Consider the following 22720-nt stretch of genomic DNA (forward strand, 5'->3'; position numbering starts at 1 on the left):
AAATTTTATATAATGGGCGTAAAATTATAAAATCTCTATAAAGTGACAAAAGGTTTTGTAACATAAAGAGCTATAATAGCTTATTTTTCTATCATTAAAATCTTATTTATTTTTTTTTAATTATTAGCTTTTAATAGGTTGATAATTTACTCTCTTTTTTATAATTTCAATCATTTTGACATACCATTATTACTCCAAATAATTTAATTCAAAAAAAATCAGGAAATAATTCCATCTTTTTTGTTTATTTTCTAATTTCAACTACGATTATCTTAATTTGTTCCTACAAACCTATTTTTTAATTCATCATTAAATTCCTGAGATTTATTTCTTGCGATAGAAAGCGTTTTCCACGCTTCATTCTTCATCATCTTGGCCATATAAACCAACTGTCCTATATGATAAGGATAATGAGCTAGCTGACGCAAAAAGGCATCAATAACTGAATGCGCTTCCCCTCTGATATAAATGGTTGCATATAGATTATCATCAGTGATTTGTCCCAAGGCATTAAAAAGACAACTCCACCCTTTTTCCCAAAAACTAATAACCTCCTGCTTCGTTGTAAATGTATTAATAAATTCTTCATCCCGGTTTCTTCCAGGTTTTTCACCATCTTCCGTTAAAAAGTTAGTCCATCTTGAAAGCATATTTCCTCCAATATGCTTAACTATAACAGCAATTGAGTTGCTCTCTTCATTAAATTGCCAGAATATCTGTTCGTCAGAAAGTTGTTCAAATGCCTTATCTCCGAGCTGTTTATAATATTCAAAACGTTTGATAAAAAGATCTTTCATACCATAAAAAAATAAGAACTAAGTTAATATTTTTCCAGTACATAGCAGCTAAATGTATTTACACTTTAGAATAAAAAGTATTTCATGAATTGTGGAACTAGTTATTACTTCTATTACTTGATGCTTGTAATATTTCCACAGAGGTTTTCAAGGTGAAATATTTTATGAAACGGACTTTTGACCTCATTCAGATGTTCTCTATCCTGGATAAAGGTATATCTGGAAGCAATGGAGTTCATATCTGAAACAATGACCAGCCAACACTCATCTACAGAGGTATCATAGTAAGGGAATTTTTCATTTTTCTTCTCGATCAGTTCTAAAATTTTCTCGGAACAAAGCTCATCAAACAGGTTCATATTATATTCATGGGTAATGAATACGTTTCTTCGATGAAAAGATTTTCTCAGACTTTTAACACACCCTACAGGTTTATTTCTTTTGATACTTTTATAGATGGAAAGAACATTTTCCTGTTGTTCTTCCGGAATATCAAATTTTATATTTGAATGAAATTCTAAAAAATAAACACCACGATATTTCGTAGTGTCCTCTTGTTCTAATAGTATTTCTGCCTGACGGAAAACCTTATTTAAATTGCTTTCCACCTTTTTCATTTCTAAATGATTGATTACCTCAGTAAGCTCTATCCCAATCTTTTTGTCATTAAAATTAGCAATAAAGTCGGGGCTTTCACAGGTAAGGTTTTCGAACTTAACTTCAGGAAAATGGTGCATAAAAGAATTGAGCAATAAAATTTCAGCTTTCTTCTTGTATTTTTCACGATCGTGAAGCTGAGATTCATCTATTTTACGGTGATACTTTTCTATCGGCTTTTTTTTCAAATGTCGATTGAGATAATATAAGTTTAGATTTTTGATTAAATCTTCATCTGAAAATACCTTTTTCATGTCTGCTTTTTTATTATGATTAAATAAAACGTGGACTCTACAATTTCATGTTAGAAGTTTTTGATTATCAAAAAATTACACTTAAAGGTAAGTAAAAAAAATATTCAATAGATACTTTTAAAAATAATTTATCAAATATTTAATGTAGGCTTTATTTTCATAATCGATACCTTTGCCTTTTTAATACAAAATCGTGATTCATGGATTTTAAAAATTTTAAAATACCTTTCAGCATCAACCCTCAATATTCTACAAAAGTTGCCTATTTTTCAATGGAATTCGCTATTGAACAGGTCTTAAAGATATATTCAGGAGGACTTGGCTTTTTGGCAGGATCTCATATGAGAAGTGCTTATAATCTAAAGCAGGATCTTATAGGAATTGGTATTCTTTGGAAGTTCGGGTATTATGATCAGGCCAGAAATCATGATCAGACTTTACAACCGGTATGGACTAAGAAAATGTACAGTTTTCTGGAAGATACAGGAATTAAATTCCAGATTGAGATCCACAGCGCACCGGTGTGGGTAAAAGTCTGGTATCTGGATCCTGAGATTTTCAATACCGCCCCAATGTTTTTTCTATCCACAGATGTTCCTGAAAATGATCACATCTCAAAAACAATCTGTCATAGGCTCTATGACGCCAACGAATCTACCAAGCTTGCCCAATATATTTTATTAGGAAAAGGAGGTGCCAGATTACTGGATGAAATGAATATCGAAAGAGATACCTATCATTTAAATGAAGCCCATGGTCTTCCTGCCGCATTTCATTTATTAAAAAAATACAACGGAGATTTAAATAAGGTAAGGGAAAAATTGGTTTTTACTACCCATACTCCGGAAGAGGCAGGAAATGAAAAACATAATCTCAAATTGTGTTATGATATGTCTTATTTTTCAGGGTTTAGCATGGAAGAGGTTAAATGTATTGAAGGGGCAGACGATGATCGTTTCAACCATTCTCTTTGTGCATTAAAGATGGCTAAAATTGCCAATGGGGTTTCTAAACTTCACGGAACCGTTTCCCGGGCAATGTGGAATAAATATCCGGGTATCTGTGAAATTAAATCGATTACCAATGCACAGGAATTCAAATACTGGGCAGACAAACGTCTTTACAATGCTAAAGATGAAAATGACGAAACGGTATTTGATTACCGTAAAAAACATTTAAAAAGGAGACTTTTCAAAATTGTTGCAGATCAGACAGGAAATTTATTCAATCCCAATATTTTCACCATTGTCTGGGCAAGGAGATTTGCAGGGTACAAACGTGCAGATATGCTGTTACATGATAAGGAAAGGTTTTACAGATTACTTAACCATCCGCAATATCCTGTTCAGATCATCTGGGCCGGAAAGCCCTACCCCATGGACTATTCTGCAATTTCCACTTTTAACACCCTTGTTGAAGAAAGTAAGAATCATAAAAATATGGCAGTTTTAACAGGCTATGAGCTTTCTTTAAGTAAATCTTTAAAGCAAGGTTCTGATCTTTGGTTAAACAATCCAAGAGTTCCAAGAGAAGCATCTGGAACTTCAGGAATGACAGCAGCGATGAACGGATCTGTCAATTTATCAACCGATGACGGATGGATTCCCGAATTTGCAAAACATGGAGAAAATTCTTTCGTAGTACCAAAGGTTGATTATTTAAACATGAGTATTTACGAACAAGACAACTATGATCTAAATGCCTTATATGAAATTCTTGAAAATGAAATCCTTCCTACGTATTATGATAATATAAACAAATGGAGAAAAATCCAATACAACTCAATGAATGATGTTAAGGATCAATTTAATAGTGATAGAATGGCTGATGAATATTATAAGGAGCTTTATACCTACTCAGGGATAGAATTGTAAAATTGTAGAATACGAAAGGGCAAAAGGGCGGAAAGGCCGAATTGCAAAACTGTGAAATCGTGAAATTGTAAAATCGAGGGAGGTAATAAGGAATTGAGGTTTTGTACTCCTTTGTGTATAAATATTTACAGATTAAAATAAACGTTGCCGGAAAAACTTTCCGGCAACGTTTATTTTAATCAATCTTTTTTCTTTTTAGGCACTTTGAGTCCTTTTTCTCTGGCTTCGGAAATACCTATAGCCACTGCCTGCTTTCTGCTTGTCACTTTATCTCCGGAAGAGGATTTTAATTTCCCTTCTTTGAATTCGTGCATTACTTTTCCTACTTTGTCCTGAGCTTTATCGGAATATTTGGTCTTGCTCATGATGTTATTTTTAAGATTTTGGTAGGGATACCCCTAGTTCATAAACTTTAGCATGCTTCAAATATTTTGAGCGCTCTCTTGAAGTGACCGATTCAAGGTGATCATTTTTTATCACAATAATTGGATCTTCCGTATTTTCAATTTCAAAATTGGCGAAATATCTTTCTTCAGGGCTGGTTTTATCATTTTTAGCCTTTATCTTTTGTAGTTCCTCTGCATATTTTTTAAATCCGGGATCGGAAGAATGGATAAATTTATATTCATCTCCCGCATCCACGTAATAATGAAGCTTTTTTTCAATCAGTCCGGCTTCATCGGTAATCTGTGGATTATCATTTCCATCTTTAAAGCTTACCTCTACTAAAGTTCCTCCTTTTTTCTGTGCACATCCTTCCGCATCTTTGAAACTTGAAAACCCCGTGTAAATAATTTGATCACTAAAAACGTAACGGTTCAGCTTCTGATTGTAGGCATTCGTTTCCATAATTATTATTTTAATTTGATTTATAATAATACATTCAATTTTTTTGCCAAAGCCTTACATTAAAAAGCTTTTTTGTGCATTTGATAAAATTATTATCTTTGAATCTCTTTAAAATTAGAAATGAAAAAATTCCTATTAACGCTTACTGTCGCTGCAGCTTTTCAAAATGTATCGGCACAAGAAATCACATTAGATAAAATATATTCAGGGTACTACCGTGGGAAAGGCATTGCCGGAATCTCCTCAATGAAAAACGGAGAAAATTATCTGGTTATAGAACAAGGCGGAATCGCAAAATATTCTTACAAAAATTCTCAAAAGGAAGGAAATATTGTAGACGGCCAATATCAAAGCTATGAATTTTCTGATGATGAGTCGAAAATTCTCCTGCTCAAAGAAAGCCAGCCTATTTACAGACATTCTTTTTTAGGAAAATTTGATATAAAAGATTTAAAGTCAGGAAAGGTCATCAGTCTGAATAACGGAAAAAACATTCAGGAGCCAAGATTTTCACCAGATGCTTCGAAAGTAGCATTTATCGCTGAAAATAATTTATTTTTCCAGGATTTGAATTCAGGAAAAATCACTCAGATTACTACTGATGGAAAGAAAAATTCAATCATCAACGGATTAGCAGACTGGGTATACGAAGAAGAATTTGGGCATGCAAGACAATTTGAATGGACCAAAAATTCTGACGCCATTGTGTTTGTAAAATCAGACGAAAGCCAGGTTCCTGAAATTTACATTCCACTTTACGGCAATTCATTGTATCCAACAGAAATGCGTTATAAATACCCTAAAGCAGGTGAGAAAAATTCATTGGTATCAGCACAATTGTATCGGATTGATTCAGGAAAAGCAGTGGCACTAAATCTGGGCTCTTTTAAAAATTATTACATTCCTAACGTTTTTCAAACTGCAAAACCGGACGAAATCGTTTTAATTACTTCTGAAAGAATTCAAAATGCTTCGGATGTTTTAAAAGTTAATACCAAAACAGGAGCTGTTCAGAAGTTATTTACCGAAACTGATGAAAAATGGATTGAGACAGACAGCCCTACACTGGAATTTCTTGAGGACGACTCATTCCTTTGGGGTTCGGAACGAGATGGACATCGGCATTTATATTGGTATGACAAAGATGGCAAGTTGAAAAAACAAGTTACCAAAGGAGATTGGGAAGTAACCGATTATTATGGCTACAATCCAAAATCTAAAGAAATTTATGTTCAGACGACAGAAAAAGGCAGCATCAACAAAGTAATTTCCAAGATTAACATTGAAAATGGCAAATCTCAGCTGATTTCTAATGCTGAAGGTAATAACTCAGCTAATTTCAGTAAAAATTATAATTATTTTATTGAAACCTCTTCTACTGCTTCAAAACCATATACTTTCGTATTAAAAGACGGAAATGGTAAAACAGTAAAAGAACTTCAGAATAATAGTGATCAACTTCAAAAACTCAAAGCTGACAATTTTATTGAAAAAGAATTCATCACCATTCCAAATGCAGCAGGCGACCAAATGAATGCCTGGATCATAAAGCCTAAAACCTTCGATCCTAAGAAGAAATATCCCTTATTTATGTTCCAGTATTCAGGGCCAGGTTCTCAACAGGTTTCCAATTCATGGGACAACGGGAATACTTTATGGTTTAATCATTTGGCGCAGAAAGGATATATTGTAGCTTGTGTAGACGGACGTGGAACCGGATACAAAGGTGCAAAATTCAAAAAAGTAACCTACATGAATCTTGGGAAATACGAAATTGAAGATCAGATTACTGCCGCAAAATGGTTTGGAAACCAATCTTATATTGATAAAACCAGAATTGGAATGTTCGGATGGAGCTTTGGTGGATATATGACAAGCTTAGCAATGACTAAAGGAGCTGACGTCTTCAAATTAGGAATTGCAGTTGCTCCGGTAACGAATTGGAGATATTACGATTCAGTATATACGGAAAGATTCTTGAGAACACCACAGGAAAATGCTGATGGATATGATAAAAACTCTCCGACAGAGTACGCCAATTTACTTAAAGGAAAATTCTTACTCATCCACGGTACAGCTGATGACAATGTTCATTTCCAGAATTCCATGGAATTCTCTGAAGCATTGATTCAGAATAAAAAACAGTTTGACTTTATGGCTTATCCGGATAAAAATCATGGTATTTTTGGAGGAAACACAAGGCCTCAGTTATATCAGAAAATGACCAACTTTATTGTAGAGAATTTATAATCTATTTATTATAAAATTTTAAAACCTTCCAAACGAGTTTGGAAGGTTTTTTATTGTAGTCAACTTATGAATTTAGCTTGCGGCCATAGTCTTTAGCCTATTGTGATGATGTAATTTATATCCCATTTATTAAGAAATATGATTATCTCAGAATTTTATATTATAGCCTAAAGTAAATCTGGTACCGAAGATGTTGAAATGCTGAGAATCATACGCCGCCTGAGGATATCGTCCATTAAAAGTAACGGCATTATATGCCTGATCATAATCCTCAGGAGATACATTCACGAGCCTCCATCTTGGAATAACATTAAAGACATTAAGCACACCTACATTAATGGTATTTTTATCATTGATATGAAAATTGATCATCAAATCGGTAGTCATTCTGGTTCTGAATTGCAGGTAAGCCATAACAGCTTCATTAGGAGCATTCCATCCAGCGTAGGCATCTGGAGAAGTTCCATCATTAACAAATTTAGCCGTTCCAAATATGGTATTATTTACCGAAAAATTCCATTTCTGGATAGTGTAGTCAATTCCAGCGACTCCTTTGAAAGCAGGGCGCGAAGTTGTTGTAAGTGCTTCTTCCATCCGATTAAAAAAAGGATCCTTCCCTTCTCTTTCCTGATTTAAAGTTTCAAGCATTCTTGATTGTCTTAAGATTTTGGAGTAATTCACATTCGCAGCAAGATTAACAGCCATTTTCCCTTTACCTAAAGCGATATTTCTGTAATTAGCTACCATATCAGCTCCAATCGTTTGGGTGTTAATACCATTGATAAAGAAACTTGCAGAAGCGACATTAGCTATTCCAAGATCTCTCATTCTTGAACTCAAAAGAATTCGGTCTCGAATAGTAATCCAATAACCATCAATCGTCACTGAAAAATTTTTGTTAGGCTGAATACCAAATCCTGATGTAAAATTAAGCGATCGCTCCGCAGTAAGCTTTGGAATCCCTACTTGAGTCGCTTCAGGACTAACATTACTGAATAATCCTTCTACAAATACGGATCCATTAGTAAAGGAAGCCTGATTCGTAGAAAGGTATATCTGCTGTAAAGAAGGAGCTCTGAAGCCTGTAGAAGCAGAAGCTCTAAAAATAAGTTTCTTTCCGATAATATCCTGCCTTAAACTACCTTTCCATACAAAAGCACTTCCAAAATCACTGTAATTTTCATACCGGACAGTAGCATTAAGAGCTGTTTTTTCTGAGAAGTCAAAGGCCGCATCTGCATACACTCCAATATTGGAACGGGAAAACTTTCCAGCAGAAGAAGCATTCATACCCGGGAATGAGATTGCTCCGGGAACCGGCATATAAGAAGCCAGATCACCAGCATATATTTCATACCATTCTCTTCGGGCTTCAGTACCAAAAGCAATGGCAAACAAGTCCGAAAAACGTCGGTTAACATCAATATTTCCTACCAGATTATTAAATCTGAAGCCACCAGGACTAAAGCTGGTAGGGCTATTGAGTCCCAGCTCAGGATTAAAGGTATTTCTTACCGTATATAAAATTTCGTTTCCTCCTGTTGTGGCACTGATATCAATAGCCCAATCGCTGAGGGTTTTGGTTTTAAAGCCTAAAGTTCCTCCGTAATCGGATATATTTCCCTCGAAAGTTGGACCGAAACCAATATAACCATCCATAGAATTAGGGACAGGAGCTAGAGGGTTATTTTCAGGCCCTACCCAATAGGATGGGCGATAATTGGCAAAGCTATTCACCTTCTTGGCAACATAAGAAGCATTTCCGTAGAACCTGCTTCTTTCAGAGACAGGAACCATCGCATTAGCCAAAATACTCATGCTTGTTTTTTGTGGCATTGCATTTTTATTTTGTGCATCGGGAAATCTGGTAAGGTATTCATCTACAGTAGCCTGAGGTACTCCAAAAGTTTGCGCTTCCCATTTGGCATTTACTCTGCCATTTCGATAGGCATAATTATTATTTTGCAAGCTTGTAGCAATAGTAATAAAACCTCCTTTTTTGAAGGTTGTTCCGGTAATAGCATTGAGATTTTGAGAAAAACCATCTCCCTTAGAATATAATCCTGCATTAAAATTAACCTCCGAAAAGCTGATATTATCTTTTAAAATAACATTCACTACGCCAGCAATAGCATCAGATCCATATTGAGCAGAAGCTCCATCCCGCAGGATTTCAATTTTCTTTATTGCAATATTGGGAATCGAAGAAAGATCTGCTCCTGTCTCTCCTTTTCCAATAGTATTTTGGGTGAAAATAAGGGAGGATTGGTTTTTTCTTTTGCCATTAACCAGAATAAGGGTTCTTGAGGATCCTAAATTTCTTATTTCATAAGGATCAAGTAAGGAGGTCGCATCTTGCACAGCAGCACTGGTAGAATTAAAGGAAGGGATTCTGTATTGTAAGGCCTGATCAACCGTGTTATAGCCCGATGACTGTAGAATGGTCGCATCAATAGCATCAATGGGAAGAGGAGTAGATATACTTGATCGAGGAGCTACTCTTGTACCGACCATGATCACTTCATCAATAGATTTTTCTTTGTTAAGACTGTCTTTGTTTTGTGCATAAAGAACGCCCATATTCCCAAGGAGGAATGTAATAGCAATTGAATATTGTCTCATACGCTTTGTATTTTTTTTAAATTATCGTTATTTCAAATAATTAACATTTTTAATAATTTTTAAGCGACAAACATACAATAAAAACATATTTATTATAAAACTTTATGATAATTTAACAAAATAAAATCAAAAATAACTCATTAATTAATTTTAGTAAAAGACATCACAGAGAAAATTAAATACTAGATTTTTAAACATCACTATTAATTTCATTAATCGTTTTGAGAGAATATTATTTATTTTATCAATTAAAATTAAAAACTTATTTTTGGGGAATTTGAAATTTGAATATATGAAGACTAAACATCCTAAGGGCCTGCCTTTTCTCTTTTTTACTGAAATGTGGGAACGTTTCGGATATTATTTGATTCTAGGTATTTTCGTCCTTTATGTCATTGAGCCCACAGGATTAAAAGGAGGCCTCGGACTTCCCGACAAAACAGCTGATGATATTTTCGGAACCTACATCGCTCTGACTTATCTTACCCCCTTTATTGGTGGTTTTTTAGCCGATAGAGTTTTAGGATACATTAAATCTATCTATCTGGGAGGAATCTTAATGGCAGCAGGATATATCGGGATGGGTATTTTCAAAGATCTGCCACTATTCTACACTTCTTTAGCATTAATTATCATAGGAAATGGCTTTTTTAAGCCAACGATTTCTACTCTTTTAGGAAATCTTTATTCGGAAGAACCTTATAAAGCAAACAAAGACTCGGGGTATAATATTTTCTATATGGGAATTAATATCGGAGCATTTATCTGTAATATTATTGCAGCCTTCATGCGTAATAAATTTGGCTGGGGAGAGGCATTCATTACTGCCGGAGTAGGGATGCTCGTCGGCATGGTCATCTTCACCATTGGAAGAAAGCATTATATCCATGCGGCACAGATGAAACCAGTTCAGGAAGGAGATACTAAGCTTTCAGAAATTTTAATGAAGGTATTTTTGCCTGCTATCATAGCCGGAATGATCGGATGGTTTATTCCTAATAATATTTTCGGAAGCGATAGTACCGACGCCTTCATATTTGCATGCCTCCCTGTTATTTATTTTTACGGATCGCTTTACTTCAAAGCCAAACCCGGAGAGAAAACATCAATTGGAGCTTTATTATCTGTATTCCTAATCAGTATGTTTTTCTGGGCAGTTTTTAAACAAAACGGAACAGCCTTAACAAGATGGGCCAACTATTATACTGACAGAAGCGTACCCGCTTCTATAGAAAAACCTTTGGAAAACATCTATATGGTGGACGGGAAAAGCTACAAAGACAAGGAGGTTCCTGCTTATGATGACCAGTACCAATCACAAAAAGACAAAGATGGTAAAACCATCAAAACAATCGGAAAAGATGTTTATTTTAAAAACATCTCTCCTGAACAACGGGCAACATTAGAGAAAAACCCTGAAAAACAGGTATTTCTTTACAATACAGAGTTATTCCAGTCTATCAATCCGTTTTGGGTTATTGCTCTAACCCCAGTTGTCGTTGGATTCTGGGCCCTACTTCGAAGAAAAGGAAAAGAGCCACTGACACCAACAAAAATTGTTTTAGGGCTATTTATCTCAGCTTTATCCTGCCTGGTGATGGTTTTAGCCGTAATGGCCGGAGATAACGGAGCTGTAAAAGTTTCCCCGTGGTGGCTGGTAGCCGGCTATGGAGTCATTACAGTAGGGGAACTCTGCCTTTCACCAATGGGGCTATCTTTTGTATCCAAACTTTCTCCACCAAGAATCACCGCATTAATGATGGGAGGATTTTTTCTTGCTAACTCTGTAGGAAATAAACTTTCAGGTATTTTAGCAAGTACATGGTATAATTATGATAATAAAATGAATTATTTCCTTGTCAATTTCGCATTATTAATTTTTGCAACATTATTAGGTCTTTCAATGTTAAAAAGATTAAATAGAATCATGAAAGAAAAAGGACATTAACGCTCCTTTTCAGATATAAAATTAAAGCCGTAGCTAAGTTCTACGGCTTTTTTATTTAAATATAAAATTAAAACCTTGCCAAAAACTCAAAAAAAACTATATTTGCTAGTCTTAACAAAAAATTAACAATAAGAATGGATAATATTGAAGCATTAAGTCCGAAACCGGATGAATTTGTAGAGAATAAAGGTTCCAGACATCCAAAAGGATTATGGGTTCTTTTCGGAACAGAAATGTGGGAACGTTTCAACTTTTATGGAATGAGAGCATTACTTACCTTATTTATGGTAAACTCTCTCTTAATGAAGGAGGCTGATGCATCTATTATTTATGGAGGTTTTCTTGCTTTATGTTATTTAACACCACTTTTAGGAGGTTTTATTGCAGATAAATATCTGGGAAATAGAAACTGTATTATCTTAGGAGGGAGCCTTATGGCCATAGGGCAATTTTTACTTTTCCTGAGTGCATCTACATTTTCTGAAAGTTTAGGGGGAGCAAAAACCTTTATGTGGTTAGCTTTATTCATTATTATTTTCGGAAATGGTTTCTTCAAACCGAATATTTCTTCAATGGTGGGAAGCCTTTATCCTAAACAAGAAAAATCTAAATTAGACTCTGCTTTTACCATTTTCTATATGGGTATTAACATTGGAGCATTTTTGGGTCAATTTATTTGTCCTTACTTAGGAGATGTTAAAGACTCTGAAGGAGTTAGAGATATTTTCGCTTTCAAATGGGGGTTTCTGGCTGCATCCATTGCAATGATCATTGGAACAGTAACTTTTTTCATCCTTAAAAATAAATATGTTGTAACTCCTGAAGGCAGACCAATTGGAGGATTGCCTAAAAATAGTTCAAGTGCAGATTTTGAAGAAGGAGAAACTCAAACTGCAAAATTCTCAGGACAGTCTATAGGAATAGCAACTGTATTATTTGTTGCTCTTTTCTTTGTATTCAGATATATTTTGGTAGGAGAATTTGGATTCAATTCGGTAGGAATGGGACAACTTATCAAAGGGCTTATTTATCCGTTTATTTATGCTGCAGGGATCTCTTTAGCATTTTTGATCATGAGCTCTGCTGAAAACAAAGTGGAAAGACAGAGAATCTGGGTAATTTATATCGTTTCGTTCTTTATTATTTTTTTCTGGGCTGCTTTTGAGCAGGCAGGTTCTTCATTAACATTTATTGCAGATAACCAAACAGACAGGAGTATTTTTGGATGGAACATGCCTCCATCAATGGTACAGATTTTCAATGGAATGTTTGTTGTAGCATTGGCGTTGCCTTTCAGTATCCTTTGGGACAAATTAAGAGCTAAAGGAAAAGAACCGGTTTCTCCAATGAAACAAGCGATAGGTCTAGCTTTAATAGCTTTAAGTTATTTTATTATTGCCTATAACGTAAAGGACTTAGGAAATACAGGCTTATTAGCGATCAAATGGTTAATGCTATTGTATTTAATTCAAACCATGGGAGAGCTTTGTTTATCACCCATCGGATTATCATTGGTAGGTAAGCTTGCCCCAAAAAGATTTGCGTCTTTATTATATGGAGTTTTCTTCATTTCTAACGCTGCGGGTTATGCTTTGGCAGGTTCTTTAGGAGCTATTATACCTGCTACAGGAGACAAGTTTGTAAAAGCAGAAAAACTAGGTGTAAACCTTCAGGATGTTTTAGACAAAAAAGTAACACTTACTCCTGAACAAATGGCATTATTTGAAAAAGAACAACTACCTATTGCCAATACAACTTTTGCTGGCGTAGAAATTCATAATTTATTTGAATTCTTCATGGTATTTGTAGTACTTTGTGGTATTGCATCGGTAATCCTTGCTATACTTTCAACAAGATTAAAGAAAATGATGCATGGCGTAGGCTAGTTTCATTAATAAAATACTATAAAAAACCTCTGCTAAGTCAGAGGTTTTTTTATAAATTAGCACGCTGTTTCAAAATGAAGTAGCCTATAGATTATTTTTCAATTACTATGTATACATTAGAAGAAATACAAAATTTTAAAGGAAAGTATCCTAAGCAGCTTTGGACGCTATTCACAGTAGAAATGTGGGAGCGTTTTTGTTTTTATGGGATGCGTGGAGTTCTTACCATCTTTATGGTAGATCAACTAGGCTTATTAGAAGATAAGGCCAACTTACAATATGGAGCCATACAGGCTTTCATTTACGCTTTTACATTTATCGGAGGTATTTTCGCTGACAAAATCCTGGGATTCAAAAAATCTCTGGTATTTGGGGGGGGCTTATTATGACGATAGGTAATCTTATCATTGCTTTATCTCCACATGATTTCTTTTATTTTGGAATTACTTGCTCTATTATCGGAACAGGATTTTTCAAACCCAATATCTCGTCAATGGTAGGGGAACTCTACAAAGAAGACGACCCAAGACGGGATGCCGGATATGGACTTTTCTATGCGGGAATTAATATCGGAGGACTTTTAGGTGGTGCATTATGTGTTTACCTGGGAAAATACCACTCATGGTCATGGTGTTTCCTTGCTGCTGCAGTCGTGATGATTCTGGGTCTGGCTACATTTTTCGCTACTAGAAAAACGCTAGGTCCTATTGGAGATTCTCCCTTACAAATTCTACCTAAGTCAAAAAGAACTTTACCTGAAGTAATGGTATATATTGGTGCGCTACTAAGTATGCCTCTGATTTTCATTATGGTAAAAAATACAATTATACTGACTATTTTATGTATTTAATAGGCATCGTTGCTGTTGGCTATTTTATCTTTGAAACACTAAAGCAAACCACACCTTACCAGAAAAAGCTTGTTGCCGCTTTCATATTTATTTTCATGTACTTTTTGTTCAACTCTATTTATGAGCAAAGTGGTGGATCTTTATCTCTATTTGCTAAAGACAACCTTGTCCATAAGCTATTAGGTTTTGGAATGGATCCCAATGTCATTAACAATAGTGCCAACTCTTTCTTCATCATTATATTTAGTCCACTTATTGGTCTGGCATGGGTAGGATTAAATAAAAAGAAACTGGAACCCAATACCATCAATAAATTCGGAATTGGATTTCTATTTCTTGCCGCAGGTTTCTTTTTATTCTACAGTTTAAGATTCTTTGCCGGTGCAGATGGAAAATCCTCTCTTAATTTATTTACCTTCACATGGTTAGTAATTACTTTTGGAGAGCTGTGTTTAGGTCCCATAGGAATGTCTATTATAACAAAATTATCTCCTAAGAAGATGTTTGGTATGATGATGGGTTTGTGGTTCTTAGCAAGTGCTTTCGGGCAATTTGCAGCCGGAAAAATCGGTGCCAGCTTTTCTGAAGCCAACGTAGGAAACACCAACATGAGTAAGCTAATTGCTTATACTGACGGATATAAGACTCTGGGTATTTATGCATTAGTAGCCGGAGTGGTACTGATTTTGATATCCTCATATGTCAGAAAACTAATGCAAGACGTAAAATAAAACATAAGCTTATTATGCTTATTTTTATTAATAATTAAAATTGTATGAAAAAAATACTAAGCATAATAAGCCTTTTATTAATAACCTTTAGTTTTGCCCAGATAAAATGGATGACCATTGAGGAAGCATTAAAAGCCCAAAAGCAGAGCCCCAGAAAGATCCTTGTTGATTTCTATGCAGACTGGTGCGGGCCATGCAAAATCATGGATAAAAAAACGTATGGACATCCCGTGATTGCTCAGATTTTAAATGAGAATTACTACCCTGTTAAATTCAATGCTGAAGAAAAGAAAGATATTCAAATTTTTGGAAGAACCTTTTCAAACCATAATAAAGACCAGAAAAAGGGAAAAAATTCTTTACATGATTTCACTCAATATATGAATGTCTCAGCAGTTCCGAGCACTGTATTTTTAGATGAAAAAGGAGGTCCTATCACTATTTTACAGGGAGAATTATCCGCTAAAGAGCTTGAACCTTATCTGGAGCTTATTTCAAAAGAGCTTTATAAAAAGATAAAAACAAGAGAACAATGGGAAGACTATCAGAAGAAATTCAAATCTAAAATAAAGGATTAACCGGAAATTTATGTTTCCACCTTCCAAAATACATAATTAAGACTTTCAATTTTTTGGAAGTTTTTTTTATTTTACCGAAATTCGGACTTTTATTTTTTCATTCACAAGTCAAAACCTGAATCCAAACTAAAATTGAATCTTGAAACTTCCATAGAATACGTTAAAGGAATCGGTCCTGAAAAAGCAAAACTCATTAAAAGTGTTTTGGGAATTTCGATTGTAGAAGATCTTCTTAACTTCTACCCTCTTCGCTATCTGGATAAAAACAAAGTATACAAGATAGCCCAGCTTCGGGAAAACAATCTCGATATACAGCTCAAAGGAAAAATCACCCATGTTCAGGAAATCCAAACTGGAAAAACCAAAAGACTTACGGCAAAGTTCAATGACGATAGCGGAACTATGGATCTGGTATGGTTTCAGTATTCAAAATGGCTTAAAGAACAATTACCCATTAACCGTGAAATTTACATTTTTGGGAAAATAAATATATTCAATAATCAGTTTTCCATGCCTCATCCGGAAATTGAGATTGAGGAAAAAAAAGAAAATGATAATCGGCTCAAGCCTATTTATCCAAGTTCAGAAAAACTAACCAAACGTGGATTAAATCAAAAGTTTTTTCAGAATGTTCTGAGAAATATCTGCAAAGAAATACCAAATCTTATTCAGGAAAATTTACCTGATTATTTAATACAGTCTTTTAAGTTCTTATCGAGACAGCACACTTATTTAAATATCCATTTTCCTCAAAATTTAGATTATTTTGAGAAAGCTAATTACCGGCTGAAATTTGAAGAATCATTCTTCTTTCAGTTAGGCTATGGCTTAAAAAAGCTTCATCATAAAAGCCAATCTTTCGGAAATCCTTTTCCTATTGTTGGGGATTATTTCACCAATTTTTATGAACATCATATTCCATTTGACCTCACCAATGCTCAAAAAAGAGTTTTAAAAGAAATTCGTTTGGACATGAAAAAGCCTATTCAAATGAATCGTCTTTTACAGGGCGATGTAGGCTCTGGAAAAACAATGGTAGCCCTTCTTACCATGCTCATTGCTATGGACAATGGTTTTCAGAGCTGTATGATGGCTCCAACAGAAATTCTGGCGCAACAGCATTATAACGGCATAAAGGAATTATTGGAAAAAACAGATATTAATATACGTCTGCTAACCGGGTCTACAAAAGCTGCCGAAAGAAAAATTATTCACCAGGAGCTTGAGAATGGAGAACTGTCTATTTTGGTGGGAACCCATGCCGTTCTAGAAGATAAAGTAAAGTTTAAAAATCTTGGGATCGCAATTATCGATGAACAGCACAGATTTGGTGTTGCTCAAAGAGCAAAACTTTGGGCTAAGAATAAGATTCCACCCCATATTTTGGTAATGACCGCCACTCCTATCCCAAGAACTCTTGCCATGAGTTTTTATTCTGATCTGGATGTTTCTGTGATTGATGAAATGCCTGTGGGAAGAAAGCCAATCATCACTGCCCATAGACGCGAAAAAGACAGGACCTTTGTCTATAATTTCTGTCGTGACGAAATCAGAAAAGGCCGGCAGATTTATTTTGTTTATCCATTAATTGAAGAATCCGAAACATTGGATTATAAGAATTTAATGGAAGGTCTAGACCATGTAATGAATTCTTTCTCAGATTATAATGTTACGATGCTTCATGGCAAAATGAAACCTGACGAAAAAGATGCTGCTATGAATTATTTCGCTTCCGGAAAGGCAGAAATTATGGTGGCTACCACTGTAATTGAAGTCGGGGTCAATGTTCCCAATGCTTCTGTTATGGTCATCGAAAGTGCTGAAAGGTTTGGATTATCACAACTCCATCAGCTACGTGGGCGCGTTGGCCGTGGAGCTGAACAAAGCTATTGTATTTTAATGACTTCCGATAAACTGTCTGCTGAAAGTAGAACCCGTATCAAAACAATGACAGAAACTAATGATGGTTTTAAAATTTCCGAGGTAGATATGCAACTTAGGGGGCCAGGTGATATTTTAGGCACCCAGCAAAGTGGTGTTGTAGATTTTAAAAGATTAGACCTGGTAAAAGATTCAGCCATTATCAAAACTACCAAAAAAGCTGTTGAAAAAATCCTTGAAACAGATCCTCTCTTAGCAAAACCTGACCATCAGATCATAAAAAATTATTACCTAAAATACTACAAAGGGAAAAATAAATGGAGCAAAATTTCATAAAAAAACCGCAAAAAGAAAATGATCTTTCCGCGGCCCCCTTATAAAACTGTTATTTAGAAGAAATTACTTTTTCCAATTAAAAAATTTATTTAGTAGAATGCTTACTGATGTTGTGAAATGGGCATGAATTGAAAATATTTATAACATCTGTCTTGCGCTATAAGCTGCTACTAAATAAATTGTAAAAAACAAAATGAATTATGTTTCCAACTTACTTATTATAAAAACTAACTGTGTTTGTTAAAGAATTTCAAGAAACGAATATAATATTCTCTAACTTTCAAGTTTTCATGATTGTACCGTTTTGTTTAAAGATCTTCTACGCTTTACGCTGGAAATTAATAATCCATTTTGTTTGACTAACATTGTGATTTACATAATTTAGTTTCCTAAACAGAAACAATTATTATTCACATTTATTATTGTCATTTATGATTAATTTGTGTTAGCTTTTTTGCTGATACAAATTTCATTAATTGAGGCTAATAAGCACTTATATGATTACATTGAATCGTTACAAAATTTTCACCTTTGTGTGAATATTATATATTATAAATATAAATTTATTGTTACAACAAGGCATTTTCCAGTTCCCTGTCTACCCAATTTTTAAAATAAAATTATCTTTATTAAGCCCTGATGTTTGATACTGCCAATTAAGAGTTATAACATCAGAAACCACTCTTTTTAAATCCTTATAATTATCCGGCTTTTTAATATAAATATTAGCTCCCTTTACGAGAATTCTTTCTATATCTTCTTCCGGTAAAGAATCAGAATATATTGCCGTAATCATATTGCTCAATCTCAAATCTATTTTTATCTCTTCCAGACATTCCAAACTACTTTTCTGAGAAATAGTATAGTTCATCATGATCATTTCAGGAATAAAAGCCTCAGCATTATTAAGATATTCCATCAAGTCCTTTCCATTTTGAAAAGATTGAACTTTCACGGCAATCTTTAAGTCTTTAAATATATTTTTAAATAAAATAATATTTCCTTCATCATCATCGGCAAGTATGACATTTAAATATTCTTTATTCATATAGCATTTTATTTGTGCTTCCTACACTTTGCTCTTTTCGTCTTTTTACAATAATCTTCTGAAACTGAGAAGGTGTAATTCCTGTGGTGTTTTTAAATTGAGTACTAAGATGAGCTACGCTGGAATAATTAAGTTTGTGAGCAATCTCAGTAAGATTAAGCTTATTATTAATAATCAGCTCCTTAGCATATTCTATTTTTTGTAAAATAATGAAGTTTTCGATCGAAGTATAGGCTACTTCAGAAAATAAGTTAGACAAATATCCATAACTATGCTTTAATTTTTCCGAAATATAGATTGAAGCTTTCACAGCTACAATATGATCTGAAAAAACCAATTCTACGATAGCATCTTTAATTTTTTGGACCAAAGCTATTTTTTGGCTTTCTATAATTTCGATGCCATAATCTTCCAGTTTCTTTTTGAAAATAGTATGCTGCTCCTGGGTGAATGATTCATAAAATTCTACTTCACCAAAATTCAGCAAGCGATATTTCAAACCTTGTTCTTTAAGTTTTTCATCCAACACTTTTTTACAAAGAGCATTGAAATCAAATTTCACATACATTTTCATCCCAGTATAAGTGTGTTAATTAATTTTGTAAATATAATATTTTATTTCATACAAAAGTGAAATAGCATAAAAAAATTAAAAAAACTTCATAAACGCAAAAAACTCCTGTATTTAAGAATACAGGAGTTTAAACACTAAGGATGAAAAAAATATACTGATAAAAAGCTAAGACAGCTTAAAACCAAGCATATGAATGTATTATTTTGAAGTGATTTGGTTCTATTGCAAATATGATTAAAAAATACAGTTCACTTGTTATAGAATTATAGGATAATGTTACACAATTATAAGTCTATAACTTGTGAATTATATACTCCATAAGAAAATCATCCATAACAAAGCCTCTTCCTATATCAAAAACGCCTTCATCATATACGGTATACCCCTGGGATTCATAGAATTTTCTTGCTGCGTTATGCTTATTCACATTAAGAATAATTCTGTTATTCCCACTCTCTAAAGTTTTCTGATTTAAAAAAAGAAGGGCTTCTTTTCCAAATCCTTTCCCTTTACTTTCAGGAACCAGATAGATCCGATGGAGCTTCGTCGTCCCATTTTCGTAATTATGTTCATATCCTATAAAGCCTTCAGGTGAGTCATCAGCTTCATCTATAATTAGATAATAATGGTAATGGGTACTTTGTAAATGGTTAGAAATTTCTTCTGTAGAATACATGGTGCTCAACATGTATTCCATCTGCTCATCAGAAAGTATATCTGAATAAGCATTTTCCCACGATCTTCGGGCTAAATCCTGAATTAAAGGGATTTCTTTTTCTGTTGCTTTAACTAATTTCATGATTTTTTGATTAAAAAAAGTGAAAAGCCGCAACCTTTCACTCATATTATTTATTTTTTAATAAATTGTGAATACAATTCACAATTTGACATTCAGGGTTAATTAAATCCCAGCCATTTCAGCTTTTATCTTGTTGTGCAGACCTTCGGATGCTACCACAAGAGGAAGTCTCAGATAGTTCTTGATGATTCCTTTCTCTGTTAAAATCACTTTAATCCCGCACGGATTTCCTTCAGCGAAAATCAGCCTCGTAATTTCCACAAGTTTATTATGAATTTCGTAAGCTTCTTTTACCTTACCATCTAACCCCAACTGAATCATGGTAGAAAATTCTTTAGGGTAGGCTTGTCCAATCACAGAAATAACACCATCTCCTCCTGCTAATGTAACAGGCAATGCAAATTCATCATCTCCCGATACCAAAGAAAACCCTTCTGGTTTCTTTCTCAAAATATCAAAGTACTGAAGAATATTAGGAGCTGCCTCTTTGATCATGATCAAATTAGGAAATTCCTTTGCTAAACGAATTGTAGTTTCAGCTTCTATATTCTGTCCTGTTCTCGAAGGAACATTATAAATAATGATGCTTTTCCCTGTAGAAGCAAGCATTTTATAATGCTGGTAAAGACCTTCCTGATTCGGTTTATTATAATATGGAGAAACAGATAAAATAGCTTCAAAAGATGATAAATCTGTTTCTTCAATTTGTTTTTTAACTTCCAGAGTATTGTTTCCACCGATTCCTAAAACCAATGGAAGGCGTTTATTATTTACCTTAATGATATGATCTACAACCTGTTTCTTCTCTTCTTTAGACAATGTTGCTGCTTCCGCTGTAGTTCCTAAAACTACTAAATAATTGGTTCCGTTATCAATGTTGTATTCAACAAGTTTTGTTAAACTGTCAAAATCAACGGATAAATTTTCATTAAAGGGTGTTACCAAAGCGACACCTACTCCTTTTAAAATGCTCATCTGTTAAAATTATTTTTTTCAAATTTAATAATTTACACCAAGAATTTATAATAAATAATAATGTTTTATTATACATATAATTATATTTGCATATACTTAAAGAAATTATGAAAAATAAATTCTTATTACTAGGAATTGCTTTGGTTTCGTTCACCTCTTGTAAAACAACTTCTTTACAAGTCGCTAATGTACAGACACAAAAAAATATTTCTATTAATAAAGAGCTGAAGAATGATGAGGCATTTATAAAAGTAATCGAGCCCTATAAACAAAAGCTGGATAAGGAAATGAACCAGAAAATTTCCCATAGTAATGTAGATCTTACCAAGCAGGGAGATAATAGTAACCTGGGAAACCTTTTAGCTGATTATACTTTTGAAGGAGCAGACGAATGGACAAAAAATCATCTCAAAAAAAATGTTGATGCTGCACTAATTAATATTGGCGGAATCAGGACATCGATTGGGAAAGGTGATATTTTGCTCAAAAACGTTTTTGAAGTAATGCCTTTCGAAAATGAAGTAGTTATTGTTAAAATGAAAGGAACTGACCTTCAGGGATTATTTCAATATTACGCAAAAAATCAGGTAAACAATCCTGTTTCTCATTTATATATAGAAACCAGTAACGGACAGCCAGTCAAAACCTTCATTAATGGCAAAGCAGTAAATCCTGATCAGGATTATTATATAGCCACATCCGATTATCTTGCACTAGGTGGTGACAATATGAGTTTCTTTGCAAAAGGAGAATCAATCCCAACGGGAATCAAAATGAGAGATTTATTCATTGATTATTTCAAGAAAAACTCAGAGGTTGTTCCGAATACAGATATTCGTTTAAATTTTATTGGTAAGAAGTAATGGACAGAAAAAGTTTTTTAAAAACAATAAGTGGTGGAACTTTAGCAATGGCTTTAGCACCCAATATGATGATGGCAGAGGATTTAAAATTAAATAGCTTATCCTCAAATAAACTTACTATCCTTCATACCAACGATCAGCACAGCAGAATTGAACCATTCGACGAAAGCTATACAAAAAATCCCAATCAAGGGGGATTTGCAAGAAGAGCAAGTTTAATCCAGCAAATCAGAAGCCAGGAAAACAATGTATTATTACTAGATTCCGGGGATATTTTCCAGGGAACTCCATACTTCAATTTCTTTGGAGGTGAACTTGAGTTTAAGTTAATGTCCATGATGAAATATGACGCTTCTACCATGGGTAATCATGATTTTGATAATGGGTTGCAAGGGTTTCTAAAGGTTTTACCTAATGCTCAATTTCCATTTATCTGTTCTAATTATGATTTTAAAAATACTGTTTTAGATGGAAAAACATCACCCTATAAAATCTTTAACAAAAATGGAATTAAAGTAGGAATTTTCGGAGTCGGAATTCAACTGGAAGGACTTGTTGGAAAAAAACAATACCAGGAAACAGTGTATTCAAATCCGATTGATGTTGCGCAACACTATTCAAACTTTCTGAAAAAAGAACAGAGATGTGATCTTGTCGTGTGTCTATCTCATATCGGTTATGATTATAAAGATGAACCCAACAAGGTAAGTGATAAAATATTAGCCGCTAACACAGAAAATATTGATATTATTTTAGGTGGACATACCCATACCTTCTTACCCGAGCCCCAAACTTTTAAAAACAGGCAAGGAAAAAATGTTCTGGTCAACCAGGTTGGATGGGCAGGACTTCTGCTAGGAAGAATAGATTTTTACTTTGACTCTAATAAAAACATACAACAAATCTCCTGGAATAATCAGGTTATAGACAGCAGCATAATAGCATAAT

At 34.0% G+C, this 22720-nt stretch carries 17 protein-coding genes and 1 pseudogene; 9 read left to right on the forward strand and 9 right to left on the reverse strand.

The features are described from left to right. Window positions 1-272 precede the first annotated feature (272 nt). Both CJF12_RS10060 and CJF12_RS10065 read right to left on the reverse strand, forming a co-directional pair. Window positions 273-797, reverse strand: a complete 525-nt coding sequence (locus CJF12_RS10060; RefSeq protein ID WP_034682128.1) for a DUF1572 domain-containing protein — start codon at window positions 795-797, stop codon at window positions 273-275. A gap of 113 nt (window positions 798-910) precedes the next feature. Then, window positions 911-1708: a hypothetical protein gene (locus CJF12_RS10065; protein WP_034682131.1), complete on the reverse strand. Its 798-nt coding sequence runs from the start codon at window positions 1706-1708 to the stop codon at window positions 911-913. Between the two features lie 200 nt (window positions 1709-1908). Here CJF12_RS10065 and glgP point away from each other — a divergent pair, with 200 nt between their 5' ends. Further along, entirely contained in the window at window positions 1909-3582 is a 1674-nt protein-coding gene (glgP, locus tag CJF12_RS10070) for an alpha-glucan family phosphorylase (protein ID WP_034682134.1), read from the forward strand. A 179-nt stretch (window positions 3583-3761) separates the two neighbouring features. On the opposite strand, the gene CJF12_RS10075 is transcribed toward glgP, so the two are convergent. Continuing rightward, window positions 3762-3947: a DUF6496 domain-containing protein gene (locus CJF12_RS10075; protein ID WP_034682136.1), complete on the reverse strand. Its 186-nt coding sequence runs from the start codon at window positions 3945-3947 to the stop codon at window positions 3762-3764. 10 nt (window positions 3948-3957) lie between these two features. Then, complete coding sequence (locus CJF12_RS10080; RefSeq protein ID WP_034682138.1) at window positions 3958-4431, reverse strand: hypothetical protein; 474 nt, start codon at window positions 4429-4431, stop codon at window positions 3958-3960. Between the two features lie 120 nt (window positions 4432-4551). Here CJF12_RS10080 and CJF12_RS10085 point away from each other — a divergent pair, with 120 nt between their 5' ends. Continuing rightward, window positions 4552-6681: a S9 family peptidase gene (locus tag CJF12_RS10085; protein WP_034682141.1), complete on the forward strand. Its 2130-nt coding sequence runs from the start codon at window positions 4552-4554 to the stop codon at window positions 6679-6681. Window positions 6682-6828: 147 nt separating this feature from the next. On the opposite strand, the gene CJF12_RS10090 is transcribed toward CJF12_RS10085, so the two are convergent. Continuing rightward, complete coding sequence (locus tag CJF12_RS10090; protein WP_051887188.1) at window positions 6829-9303, reverse strand: TonB-dependent receptor plug domain-containing protein; 2475 nt, start codon at window positions 9301-9303, stop codon at window positions 6829-6831. Window positions 9304-9595: 292 nt separating this feature from the next. Here CJF12_RS10090 and CJF12_RS10095 point away from each other — a divergent pair, with 292 nt between their 5' ends. From CJF12_RS10095 to recG, 5 genes and pseudogenes are all read left to right on the forward strand, one after another. After that, entirely contained in the window at window positions 9596-11251 is a 1656-nt protein-coding gene (locus CJF12_RS10095) for a peptide MFS transporter (RefSeq protein ID WP_034682143.1), read from the forward strand. 134 nt (window positions 11252-11385) lie between these two features. Further along, window positions 11386-13137 carry a peptide MFS transporter gene (locus CJF12_RS10100; protein WP_034682145.1) on the forward strand — a complete coding sequence of 584 codons (1752 nt, stop codon included), beginning with the start codon at window positions 11386-11388 and terminating at the stop codon, window positions 13135-13137. 107 nt (window positions 13138-13244) lie between these two features. Next, window positions 13245-14718, forward strand: a pseudogene (locus CJF12_RS10105) (peptide MFS transporter). 44 nt (window positions 14719-14762) lie between these two features. Continuing rightward, window positions 14763-15296 carry a thioredoxin family protein gene (locus tag CJF12_RS10110; protein WP_034682148.1) on the forward strand — a complete coding sequence of 178 codons (534 nt, stop codon included), beginning with the start codon at window positions 14763-14765 and terminating at the stop codon, window positions 15294-15296. 132 nt (window positions 15297-15428) lie between these two features. After that, on the forward strand, window positions 15429-17513 hold the full coding sequence (gene recG, locus CJF12_RS10115; protein WP_034682150.1) for an ATP-dependent DNA helicase RecG: 2085 nt from the start codon (window positions 15429-15431) through the stop codon (window positions 17511-17513). Between the two features lie 598 nt (window positions 17514-18111). On the opposite strand, the gene CJF12_RS10120 is transcribed toward recG, so the two are convergent. From CJF12_RS10120 to dapA, 4 genes are all read right to left on the reverse strand, one after another. After that, window positions 18112-18561, reverse strand: coding sequence for a response regulator (locus tag CJF12_RS10120; RefSeq protein ID WP_034682151.1), 450 nt, complete (start codon window positions 18559-18561; stop codon window positions 18112-18114). Further along, window positions 18554-19135, reverse strand: a complete 582-nt coding sequence (locus tag CJF12_RS10125) for a helix-turn-helix domain-containing protein (RefSeq protein WP_034682153.1) — start codon at window positions 19133-19135, stop codon at window positions 18554-18556. The genes CJF12_RS10120 and CJF12_RS10125 overlap by 8 nt, the downstream gene beginning before the upstream one ends. 292 nt (window positions 19136-19427) lie before the next feature. Further along, window positions 19428-19934 (reverse strand): GNAT family N-acetyltransferase, encoded by a 507-nt coding sequence (locus CJF12_RS10130; protein ID WP_034682224.1) that lies wholly within the window; start codon window positions 19932-19934, stop codon window positions 19428-19430. Window positions 19935-20036: 102 nt separating this feature from the next. Further along, complete coding sequence (dapA, locus tag CJF12_RS10135) at window positions 20037-20909, reverse strand: 4-hydroxy-tetrahydrodipicolinate synthase (RefSeq protein WP_034682156.1); 873 nt, start codon at window positions 20907-20909, stop codon at window positions 20037-20039. Between the two features lie 107 nt (window positions 20910-21016). Here dapA and CJF12_RS10140 point away from each other — a divergent pair, with 107 nt between their 5' ends. Together CJF12_RS10140 and CJF12_RS10145 are read left to right on the forward strand one after the other, a co-directional pair. Continuing rightward, entirely contained in the window at window positions 21017-21772 is a 756-nt protein-coding gene (locus CJF12_RS10140) for a 5'-nucleotidase C-terminal domain-containing protein (RefSeq protein ID WP_034682158.1), read from the forward strand. Further along, on the forward strand, window positions 21772-22719 hold the full coding sequence (locus tag CJF12_RS10145) for a bifunctional metallophosphatase/5'-nucleotidase (RefSeq protein ID WP_034682160.1): 948 nt from the start codon (window positions 21772-21774) through the stop codon (window positions 22717-22719). Before CJF12_RS10140 ends, CJF12_RS10145 begins: the two co-directional genes overlap by 1 nt. The last annotated feature ends 1 nt before the right edge of the window (window position 22720 follow it).

Source organism: Chryseobacterium piperi (assembly GCF_002285635.2).
GTDB lineage: Bacteria > Bacteroidota > Bacteroidia > Flavobacteriales > Weeksellaceae > Chryseobacterium > Chryseobacterium piperi.

Bases quoted from the DNA above. Each gene is read 5' to 3' on its own strand.
- CJF12_RS10120 (WP_034682151.1), bottom strand. From the start codon at position 18,561: ATGAATAAAGAATATTTAAATGTCATACTTGCCGATGATGATGAAGGA.
- CJF12_RS10060 (WP_034682128.1), bottom strand. From the start codon at position 797: ATGAAAGATCTTTTTATCAAACGTTTTGAATATTATAAACAGCTCGGA.
- dapA (WP_034682156.1), bottom strand. From the start codon at position 20,909: ATGAGCATTTTAAAAGGAGTAGGTGTCGCTTTGGTAACACCCTTTAAT.
- CJF12_RS10080 (WP_034682138.1), bottom strand. From the start codon at position 4,431: ATGGAAACGAATGCCTACAATCAGAAGCTGAACCGTTACGTTTTTAGT.
- CJF12_RS10085 (WP_034682141.1), top strand. From the start codon at position 4,552: ATGAAAAAATTCCTATTAACGCTTACTGTCGCTGCAGCTTTTCAAAAT.
- CJF12_RS10145 (WP_034682160.1), top strand. From the start codon at position 21,772: ATGGACAGAAAAAGTTTTTTAAAAACAATAAGTGGTGGAACTTTAGCA.
- CJF12_RS10065 (WP_034682131.1), bottom strand. From the start codon at position 1,708: ATGAAAAAGGTATTTTCAGATGAAGATTTAATCAAAAATCTAAACTTA.
- glgP (WP_034682134.1), top strand. From the start codon at position 1,909: ATGGATTTTAAAAATTTTAAAATACCTTTCAGCATCAACCCTCAATAT.
- CJF12_RS10140 (WP_034682158.1), top strand. From the start codon at position 21,017: ATGAAAAATAAATTCTTATTACTAGGAATTGCTTTGGTTTCGTTCACC.
- CJF12_RS10090 (WP_051887188.1), bottom strand. From the start codon at position 9,303: ATGAGACAATATTCAATTGCTATTACATTCCTCCTTGGGAATATGGGC.
- CJF12_RS10075 (WP_034682136.1), bottom strand. From the start codon at position 3,947: ATGAGCAAGACCAAATATTCCGATAAAGCTCAGGACAAAGTAGGAAAA.
- CJF12_RS10110 (WP_034682148.1), top strand. From the start codon at position 14,763: ATGAAAAAAATACTAAGCATAATAAGCCTTTTATTAATAACCTTTAGT.
- CJF12_RS10130 (WP_034682224.1), bottom strand. From the start codon at position 19,934: ATGAAATTAGTTAAAGCAACAGAAAAAGAAATCCCTTTAATTCAGGAT.
- CJF12_RS10125 (WP_034682153.1), bottom strand. From the start codon at position 19,135: ATGAAAATGTATGTGAAATTTGATTTCAATGCTCTTTGTAAAAAAGTG.
- CJF12_RS10095 (WP_034682143.1), top strand. From the start codon at position 9,596: ATGAAGACTAAACATCCTAAGGGCCTGCCTTTTCTCTTTTTTACTGAA.
- CJF12_RS10100 (WP_034682145.1), top strand. From the start codon at position 11,386: ATGGATAATATTGAAGCATTAAGTCCGAAACCGGATGAATTTGTAGAG.